The organism is Microbacterium sp. Kw_RZR3 (assembly GCF_029222405.1).
Classification (GTDB): domain Bacteria; phylum Actinomycetota; class Actinomycetes; order Actinomycetales; family Microbacteriaceae; genus Microbacterium.
Genome location: NZ_JARHXC010000068.1, coordinates 1 through 9,421, shown reverse-complemented (window position 1 = coordinate 9,421; position 9,421 = coordinate 1). Strand labels below are relative to the sequence as shown.

General features: G+C 69.3%; 8 protein-coding genes and 1 pseudogene. All 9 read left to right on the top strand.

The window, feature by feature from the left end; genetic code table 11:
* The first annotated feature begins 102 nt into the window (after nt 1–102).
* On the top strand, nt 103–1,170 hold the full coding sequence (locus P2P98_RS03580) for a hypothetical protein (protein ID WP_275797303.1): 1,068 nt from the start codon (nt 103–105) through the stop codon (nt 1,168–1,170).
* Nucleotides 1,171–1,204: 34 nt separating this feature from the next.
* Nucleotides 1,205–1,417: a hypothetical protein gene (locus tag P2P98_RS03575; protein WP_275797301.1), complete on the top strand. Its 213-nt coding sequence runs from the start codon at nt 1,205–1,207 to the stop codon at nt 1,415–1,417.
* Nucleotides 1,418–1,533: 116 nt separating this feature from the next.
* Nucleotides 1,534–3,223: pseudogene (locus P2P98_RS03570) on the top strand (ATP-binding cassette domain-containing protein).
* A 37-nt stretch (nt 3,224–3,260) separates the two neighbouring features.
* Nucleotides 3,261–3,920, top strand: a complete 660-nt coding sequence (locus P2P98_RS03565; protein WP_275797299.1) for a TMEM175 family protein — start codon at nt 3,261–3,263, stop codon at nt 3,918–3,920.
* A gap of 15 nt (nt 3,921–3,935) precedes the next feature.
* Entirely contained in the window at nt 3,936–5,051 is a 1,116-nt protein-coding gene (locus P2P98_RS03560; RefSeq protein WP_058597889.1) for a GuaB3 family IMP dehydrogenase-related protein, read from the top strand.
* A gap of 13 nt (nt 5,052–5,064) precedes the next feature.
* Nucleotides 5,065–5,934: an SURF1 family cytochrome oxidase biogenesis protein gene (locus tag P2P98_RS03555; protein WP_275797297.1), complete on the top strand. Its 870-nt coding sequence runs from the start codon at nt 5,065–5,067 to the stop codon at nt 5,932–5,934.
* A gap of 9 nt (nt 5,935–5,943) precedes the next feature.
* On the top strand, nt 5,944–6,465 hold the full coding sequence (locus P2P98_RS03550) for a DUF3817 domain-containing protein (RefSeq protein ID WP_275797295.1): 522 nt from the start codon (nt 5,944–5,946) through the stop codon (nt 6,463–6,465).
* On the top strand, nt 6,462–8,042 hold the full coding sequence (gene guaA, locus P2P98_RS03545) for a glutamine-hydrolyzing GMP synthase (RefSeq protein ID WP_275797293.1): 1,581 nt from the start codon (nt 6,462–6,464) through the stop codon (nt 8,040–8,042). Before P2P98_RS03550 ends, guaA begins: the two co-directional genes overlap by 4 nt.
* A 193-nt stretch (nt 8,043–8,235) precedes the next feature.
* A partial coding sequence (locus P2P98_RS03540) for a glycosyltransferase (protein WP_275797291.1) occupies nt 8,236–9,421 on the top strand: 1,186 nt, incomplete at its 3' end.

Here is a 9,421-nt window from a genome sequence, read left to right as displayed (position 1 = left end):
GAGAGAAGATGAGAATGATCATGTAGACATTTGAATCCGCTCGTCGATCCATAGCATCCCTGAAGAAGCATGTACACATGCGCATCGAGGCAGGGAGAGATCGTGAAACGTCTGCTGACCGGCGTCGTCGCCGTCGCGCTCATCGCGATCGGCGGGGTGACACCCGCCTTTGCGGAGGCACCCGAGCCAGACGCCCTGGAGCAGATTCTCGACGACACGGCGCCCGCGCGCCTCGAGGGTGACGATATGGTCGCCCGGACGGACGACGTCACCGCTGTGCTGCCTGCGGATGTCGAGCAACCCGTGACGTTGTCGACACCCGGAGGGCAGGAGGTGAGCGTGACGCTGCCGTCGGATGGAGGGACCGCAGCGACGAAGCGGGTCGGAGACGGGGCCGTCGAGCACGAACTCGGAGACGGTTCGAGCATCATCCCCGCTGTGCGCAGCAACGGCGTGCTACAGGTGATGTCCGTGATGAGCGATGCGGCGGCGCCGACGACCTTCACCTACGAGGTAGCCGCGGGGGACGGAGGCTCGCTCGTCGCTCAGCCCGACGGTGGAGCGAGTGTCCTCGATCGCGACGGGCAGGAAGCGGCGACGGTCGCTCCGCCGTGGGCGTTGGACGCCGACGGGCGGAGTGTCCCGACGCACTATGAGATCGACGGCGATCGACTCACGCAGGTCATCGATACCGCGGCCGCGGCGAAGGTGACGTATCCGGTCGTGGCCGATCCCGGGGTATCGGTCACCTACTACCGGTATGACGTCATCGACGTGCGTCGCACGATGAACTGGACGAACCGCGGTGTTCAGCTCGCGATCTGCAAAGTGCATAATGGTGCGGCCCGCGGGACATGCACGATGTCGGCGAGCTACGAGGTGGAGTCCGCGATCGACGCGACGTTGGGCGCGAGCAAAAGCGGCATCGGCGCCACGATTGGGGTCCACGAGTCGCGGACCGTGAAGGGGAGCGTGAGTTGGACGTCGCCCTCAGCCCCCGCCGGGAGCTCCTACAAGGCGTGGGCGGTCGGAACTTTGGTGACGTATAAGATCCAGAAATGGGTGGGTCGTAAGACCCTCGGGATGAGGTACCCGGTATGGACTCTCGAGGCGACATCGCGAACGCTGTCGGCTTTCGACCCTCGAGTCGGGTTCGCCGTTGGGCAGTGAGCCGGTAGTCAACGCGGCGACGTGGGCGTGGCGCGTGATCCCGGCGATTGTCGCGGCGGCCTGCGTCATGGCGGGAGTCGTGCTGCTCGTGCTCAACTCGGTCTTGGTCTACGACCCGGGTCCGTTCTCCGGTGAGCCTCGTGACCGGCTAGCCGTATGGCCGGCGGGACTCGTCCTGCTCGGAACGGGATCGCTCGGCATGATCGCAGCGGCTTTCGTCGCGGTTCCCAGGCCGCGTCGTCATTGACGGGCGGAGTTGCCGCTAGGCTGGTCGGCTCGCTTGTCGGCGAGCCGACCGGCGAACGGCGCACGCGCGTTCGGAGGTCGACGCCACCGCCACGAGCGGTCGACCGGAATCTCCCCATGGGCTACCTCGACCTCACCGCCATCTCGTTCACCCTCCCCGACGGGCGGCCCCTGCTCGACGCGTTGACGTTTCGCGTGGGGGAAGGGGTGACGACCGCGCTCGTCGGCCCGAACGGGGCGGGCAAGTCGACGCTGCTTCGCATCGTGCGCGGCGAGGAGAAGGCTCACGGCGGTGCGATCGCGATCGGTGGGTCCCTCGGGGTGATGGATCAGTTCATCGGCCACGGGAAGGTCGGCGAGACCGTCCACGACCTCCTCGTCGCGGTGTCGCCCGCGCGCATCCGTCACGCGGCGCTCGAGCTCGAGGCATCCGAGAACGCCCTCATCGAACACGACGACCTCGACACGCAGATGCGGTACGCGGCGGCGCTCGCCGACTACGCCGACGCGGGCGGGTACGAGCACGAGACGGTGTGGGACACCTGCACGATCGCCGCGCTCGGAGTGCCGTATGAGCGCGCGCGGTTCCGCGAGCTCTCCACACTGTCGGGCGGGGAGCAGAAGAGACTCGCTCTCGAGGCGCTGCTGCGCGGCCCCGACGACGTGCTCCTGCTCGACGAGCCAGACAACTACCTCGACGTCCCCGGCAAGCGTTGGCTCGAGGAGCAGCTGCGGGACACGGCGAAGACGGTCCTGCTGGTCTCGCACGATCGAGAGCTCCTCGCTCGCGCTGCCGACCGTATCGTGACCCTCGAGACGGGTAGTGCCGGAAGCACCGCGTGGGTGCACGGAGGCAGCTTCGCGACGTACGCGGAAGCCCGTGAGGACCGCATGGCTCGGCTCGACGAGCTGCGCCGCCGATGGGATGAGGAGCACGAGAAGCTCCGAGCCCTCGTCGCGCGCATGAAGATCGCCGCCGCCGCCAACGACGGTTTCGCTTCGCGCTACCAGGCCGCGGTGACCCGACTGACGAAATTCGAGACCGCCGGTCCGCCCCAGGAGCGCCCGCCCGAGCAGGATCTGCAACTGCGCCTGCGGGGCGCCCGCACGGGCAAACGCGCGGTCATCGCTGAGAAGCTCGAACTGACCGGGCTCATGAAGCCGTTCGACCTGGAGGTCTGGTTCGGCGATCGCGTCGCGGTCCTCGGATCCAACGGCTCGGGCAAGTCGCACTTCCTGCGACTGTTGGCGGGAGGGGGCCACGGATCCCGGCGCGCGTCTGGGACACGTGACCACCGTCGGCTCCGGACTCGACCGGGTCGCCCACACCGGCAGAGCGATCCTCGGGGCGCGCGTCGTGCCCGGGTGGTTCGCCCAGACGCATCGGCATCCGGAGTTCGTCGGGCGAACGCTCCTCGATCTGCTTCACCGAGGCGACGACAACAGAAGGGGGATGCCACGGGATGCCGCGAGCTCGGCCCTCGATCGATACGGTCTCGTCGCCCAGGCGGAGCAGGACTTCGACACGCTGAGCGGTGGGCAGCAGGCGCGGTTCCAGGTGCTCCTCCTCGAGCTGTCGGGGACGACCCTGCTCCTGCTCGACGAACCCACGGACAACCTCGATCTCGCGTCGGCCGAGGCTCTCGAAGACGCCCTCGCGCGATTCGAGGGGACGGTGCTCGCAGTGACGCACGACCGGTGGTTCGCGCGGTCCTTCGACCGATTCCTCGTGTTCGGATCGGACGGTCAGGTGTACGAGTCGCCCGAGCCGGTGTGGGACGAGCAGCGCGTGGTGCGGGCGCGATGACCGTTGCACCGGTGGTCGGCACGGCTACGCTGTGCGAATGATCCGGCGGAGGATTCACCCGGAGACGTCCGTCTCGGCCCGGCGCACCGAGGCGTTCACCGACGGGGTGTTCGCGATCGCGGCGACCCTCCTCGTCCTGGGGCTCACCGACCAGTCTCTCGGTGCCGTGCAGACGAACGACGACCTCGCCCGGGGACTCCTCACGCTGGCGCACCCGATCTTCTCGTTCGTCATCAGCTTCCTCATCCTGTGCGTGATGTGGATGACGCATGTGCGCCAGTTCGAGTGGATCGTGCGGGTCGACGACACCGGGATGTGGCTGAACAACATCCGCCTGCTTCTGGTGGTGCTGGTGCCCTTCACCTCCTCGCTGAACACGTCCTACGACGGCCTCCTGCTCGGTCGGATCCTCTTGCCGATCAATTTCTTCCTCGCGATCGTGGTGGGGTGGCTCCAGTGGGTCTGGGCCGTGCGCTCGGGGGCGATCGTCGATCTGACTCCCGACGATGCCCGGCGCATGGGCCGGGCCGGCCTCAGCGCGGTCGTGATCAGCGCGGCGGCCGTGGCGCTGAGCCCGTGGATTGGTTCGCTCGCGTTCCTCCTCTTCGCCCTGGACGGGCTCGTGACCCGCTGGTTGCGCGGCTCCGACGCCCCGGCCTCGTCCGCGACCGACGGCGGTGTCGGAGGTCGCGGGTAGGCTGGTCGGGTGACCATGGAGATCGACCTCGGCCGCGCCAAGCGCGCCCGCCGCGCCTACACCTTCGACGACATCGCCGTTGTGCCGTCGCGACGGACGCGCAACCCCGAAGACGTGTCCACGGCGTGGACGATCGACGCCTTCTCGTTCGAGATCCCGGTGCTCGGCGCCCCCATGGACTCGGTCGTCAGCCCCCGCACGGCCATCGAGCTCGGTCGTCTGGGCGGTCTGGGCGTGCTCGACCTCGAGGGTCTCTGGACGCGGTACGACGACCCCGAGCCGCTCCTCGCCGAGATCGCCGGGCTGCCGGATGCCGATGCCACCCGCCGCATGCAGCAGCTCTACTCCGAGCCGATCAAACCCGAACTCGTGCGCGATCGTCTCGCCGAGATCCGCGCCGCGGGCGTGACCGTGGCCGGAGCCCTGACGCCGCAGCGTACCCACGACCTGTACGAGACGGTCGTGGCCGCCGGCGTCGACCTCTTCGTCATCCGTGGGACCACGGTGTCGGCCGAGCACGTATCGAGCGTGGCCGAGCCGCTCAATCTGAAGAAGTTCATCTACGACCTCGACGTTCCCGTCATCGTCGGCGGCGCCGCCACCTACACCGCGGCCCTGCACCTCATGCGCACGGGAGCGGCCGGCGTGCTCGTCGGCTTCGGTGGGGGAGCGGCGTCCACGACGCGCGCCACGCTCGGCCTGCACGCGCCGATGGCGACCGCCGTCGCCGATGTCGCCGGCGCTCGCCGCGACTACCTCGATGAGTCGGGAGGACGCTACGTGCACGTCATCGCCGACGGCGGTGTCGGCACCTCCGGTGACATCGTGAAGGCCCTCGCCATGGGCGCGGATGCCGTCATGCTCGGCGTCGCCCTGGCGCGCGCCACGGACGCTCCCGGCCGCGGTTTCCACTGGGGGCCCGAGGCGCACCACGCCAAGCTGCCCCGCGGGCGTCGCGTCGCGGTCGACCGCGTCGGCCCGCTCGAGCAGGTGCTCTACGGGCCGGCGCCCGTCGCGGACGGCACCGCGAACCTGATCGGCGCTCTGAAGAAGTCGATGGCCACGACCGGCTACTCCGACCTCAAGGAGTTCCAGCGCGTCGAGGTCGTCGTGGCCCCGTACGGACACTGATGCCGGAGTCTGCGTGACCTCGTCGCCCGCCATTGCTCCGGAGATCCCCGAGGTCTTCCCGCCGACGCTGCGCGAGGTGATGCTGCGTCCGCGATGGCTCGCGCTGCTGGCGTTCTCGCTGGTGGTCGCCGGGGTCCTCGCATGGCTCGGACAGTGGCAGCTCGGGCGCGCGGTCGACACCGCGCCCTCCGAACCCGGCATGACCGAGGTGGTGCGCCCCCTCGACGAGGTCGTGCAGCCGGGCGCCTATCTCGCCGAGCCCCTCGTCGGCCAACGCGTCGAGACCAGCGGGCGGTGGATCCCCTCGGACTTCATCGTCGTCTCGTCGCGTTTCAACGACGACGTCGAGGGCTACTGGGTCACGGGTCAGCTGAGGATCGATGACGGCGGGAAGCCGGAATCGATCGCGGTCGCGCTCGGCTGGGCGCCCACCCTCGACGCCGCCAACTCCGCCGCCGACGATCTCCGCGCTGCCGCCGAAGCCGATCCGACCGCGCAGGTCGACGTCACGGGGCGCCTGATCTCCGACGAGGGGCCGGCGCGTCCGGCTTCGGGCGTCGACCCGCAGACGCTGACGCGCATGTCGCCTGCCATGCTGCTCGGTCGGTGGCACGACGTCGACGGCGTCGCGGTGTACCGCCAGTACGTCGCCTCGCAGACGGCGATCGGGCCGCTCGAAGCGATCTCGTCGCCGGCTCCGGACGAGCGTTCCCGCGTGAACTGGTTGAACATCTTCTACGCGGCCGAGTGGGCGATCTTCGCGGGCTTCGCGCTGTACCTCTGGTACCGCCTGGCCCGCGACGCGTGGGAGAAAGAGGTCGAAGACCTCGAAGACGCCCAGGAAGAGGCGCAGGCGGCGGGGCCGCCGGTTCCTCGCGACTAGACTTGGTGCATGCCGCGTCCCCCGAAACTCGCCTCTTTCCCGGCGATCCGCGGAGCCCTGACCTTCTACCAGATCTGCTCGATCATCACCGGTATCGGCCTTCTGCTGCTGGTCACCGAGATGATCCTGAAGTACACGCCCATCCACGTGGAGCTGTTCCTGGGCGGATCCGGGGGGTTCCTGTGGTTCGCGGATGCCATCGCCGGCCCCGGATGCCAGTGGTTCTCCCTCTTCATCCCCGGCGGCGACGGGTGCGAGATGAGCTCCACGGGTGATGGCGTCAACATCTCGTTGGCGATCCTGGTGGTGCACGGCTGGTTCTACGTCGTGTACCTCATCTCGTGCTTCCGCGTGTGGAGCCTGATGCGCTGGCCGTTCCGTCGGTTCGTCTTCCTGGCCCTCGGTGGCGTCGTCCCGTTCCTCTCCTTCATCCTCGAGGTGCGTACCGCTCGCGGCGTACGCGCCTACCTCGCCGAGCGCGAAGCCGCCCTGGCATCCGCTCCCGTTCCCGCCCCGGAAGGCAACCGGTGACCGAACAGACCGAAACGTCCCAGCGCCCCGTCCTCGTCGTCGACTTCGGCGCCCAGTACGCGCAGCTGATCGCCCGCCGCGTCCGCGAAGCGGGCGTCTACAGCGAGATCGTGCCGCACACCGCCTCGGCGGAAGAGATCGCGGCCAAGAACCCCGTGGGCATCATCCTCTCGGGCGGGCCCTCGTCGGTGTACGAAGAGGGAGCCCCGAGCCTCGACGCCGGAGTCTTCGATCTCGACGTGCCGACGCTCGGCATCTGCTACGGCTTCCAGGTCATGGCCAAGGCCCTCGGCGGCGAGGTCGCGAACACCGGCCTGCGCGAGTACGGGGCGACGGACGCCACGATCGTGACCGAGGGCACCCTGCTCGAGGGGCAGCCGGTCGAGCAGAACGTGTGGATGAGCCACGGTGACCAGGTGTCGCGGGCTCCCGAGGGCTTCGAAGTGCTCGCTCGCACCGCGCACACGCCCGTCGCCGCCTTCGCGAGCGACGCACGTCGTATGTACGGAGTGCAGTGGCATCCCGAGGTCAAGCACTCCGACCACGGCCAGCACGTGCTCGAGAACTTCCTGCACAAGGCCGCGGGGCTCCCCGCCGACTGGAACAGCGGCAACGTGATCGCCGAGCAGGTCGAGCGCATCCGCCAGCAGGTCGGCTCATCGCGCGTCATCTCGGCACTGTCGGGCGGCGTCGACTCCGCCGTGTCGACCGCCCTCGTGCACGAGGCCGTCGGCGACCAGCTCATCGCCGTGTTCGTCGACCACGGGCTGCTCCGCCAGGGCGAGCGCGAACAGGTCGAGAACGACTACGTCGCCTCCACCGGGGTGAAGCTCATCACGGTCGACGCGCGCGAGACCTTCCTGAACGCCCTCGCCGGTGTCAGCGACCCCGAGCAGAAGCGCAAGATCATCGGCCGCGAGTTCATCCGCGCTTTCGAAAAGGTGCAGGCCGACCTCGTCGCCGAGGCCAAGGCCGAGGGCGAGCAGGTGCGCTTCCTCGTGCAGGGCACGCTCTACCCCGACGTGGTCGAGTCCGGCGGCGGCACGGGCACCGCCAACATCAAGAGCCACCACAACGTGGGCGGGCTCCCCGAGGATCTGCAGTTCGAGCTCGTCGAACCGCTGCGCACCCTCTTCAAAGACGAGGTCCGCGCGATCGGTCGTGAGCTGGGTCTGCCCGAGGCGATCGTCGGCCGCCAGCCCTTTCCGGGGCCCGGTCTTGGCATCCGCATCGTGGGCGAGGTCACCGCTGACCGTCTCGAGATCCTGCGTGCGGCCGACGCCATCGCCCGCGCCGAGCTGACCAAGGCCGGCCTCGACGACGAGATCTGGCAGTGCCCGGTCGTGCTCCTCGCCGATGTGCGCTCGGTGGGCGTGCAGGGCGACGGTCGCACCTACGGGCACCCCATCGTGCTGCGTCCGGTGTCGTCCGAGGACGCCATGACCGCTGACTGGACCCGCCTGCCCTACGATGTGCTGTCCAAGATCTCGAACCGCATCACCAACGAGGTGAAGGACGTCAACCGCGTGGTGCTCGACGTGACGTCGAAGCCGCCGGGGACCATCGAGTGGGAGTGAGCCCTCGGCCACTCGCGCGGCAAGACGCCGTCGTCCTCCGGGCGGCGGCGTTTTTGCTGCGAGCGTTGGTCGTGGTGCCCGGTTTGGGGCGCGAATCGGCGGTCGGGGCGGGGAATGGCGCGCCCCGAACGGACGAACACGCCCCAAGCGTGGGTACGCGGGTACCGGGATGCCAGGGGAGGATGGAGGCGTGATGCCGTTCCCCGACGCCTGGTACCTGATCCTGTCGAGCAGGCTCATCCCCGACCTCGATGGTGGGTACACGATCTCGACGCTCGCCAGAGCGCGTCAGATGGCGGATGCCGACACTCAACCGCTACTTCTCACGGTCGATCCGGGAACGCCCGACGCCCATGCCCAGCACCGCGCGACGTTCGTGGAGCGCGGGGCGGCGGCGGCATCCGAGGTCTTCCGTAATCTCTTCGATGAAGCGGTGGACGTCGAGGGAGGGGCCGCGGAGTGGCTGCGAGGGGCGGCCATGCCCGGCGAAGCCGATCCAACCCTGGAGTACCGCGACGTCGCGGGCGGCGCCGTCTCCCTGCCCAACGTCATCGACCCCGATTGGCACCTGACGACGGCGCCGATCGTGATCCGGGATGCCGCGGGCGAGCCTGTCGGCGTCGTCGCCGGGTTCGGTGCGCTCTACCGCGCGTGGCTCGCGCACCTCACCGGACAGCTCCGCGCGGAGAATCCGCGTCCCGTCGTCGTCATCTGCGAGTCGCGGCAGCTCGGGGAACTGATCGTCGGGTGGGGAGACGATGACGTCCGGATCGTGCACACCGTCCACACGATCCACCTCGAAGCCCCTTACCGTGCTGACTCCGACCTCAACGCGCTCTGGACGCGATGGTTCGAGATCGCTCCGCGCTTCGACGCGGTGCTGTGGCCCACCGCGCAGCAGCGGGACGACGTGCGCGAACGTTTCGGGACCGCGGCGAACGACCTCGTCGCGCCGCACGCCGTCCGCGCGCCGGAGAGGGTCGTCCCCGCGGCGGACCGCGACGCCGGTCGTGTCGTGGTGCTCGGGCGCCTCGCTCCCGGCAAACGTCTTCCCGCGGCCGTCCGTGCGTTCGCCCGGGTCGTCGCAGAGGTCCCCACGGCGCGGCTGGAGCTGTGGGGAGCCGGCGCCCAGCGAGAGGCGCTCGAAGCTCTGGTCGCCGAGCTCGGCCTGGCGGGAAGTATCTCGCTGCCCGGGCTCACGAACGACCCCGGTGCCGTCCTCGACGGCGCGGCCGTGTACCTCACCACCTCGGCTTTCGAGGGGCAGGGGCTCGCCCTCGCCGAAGCCCTCGCGCACGGTACCCCCGTGGTGGCCTACGACATCCGCTACGGCCCGCGCGACATGCTCGCCGGGGGAGGTGGCATCCTGGTTCCGGATG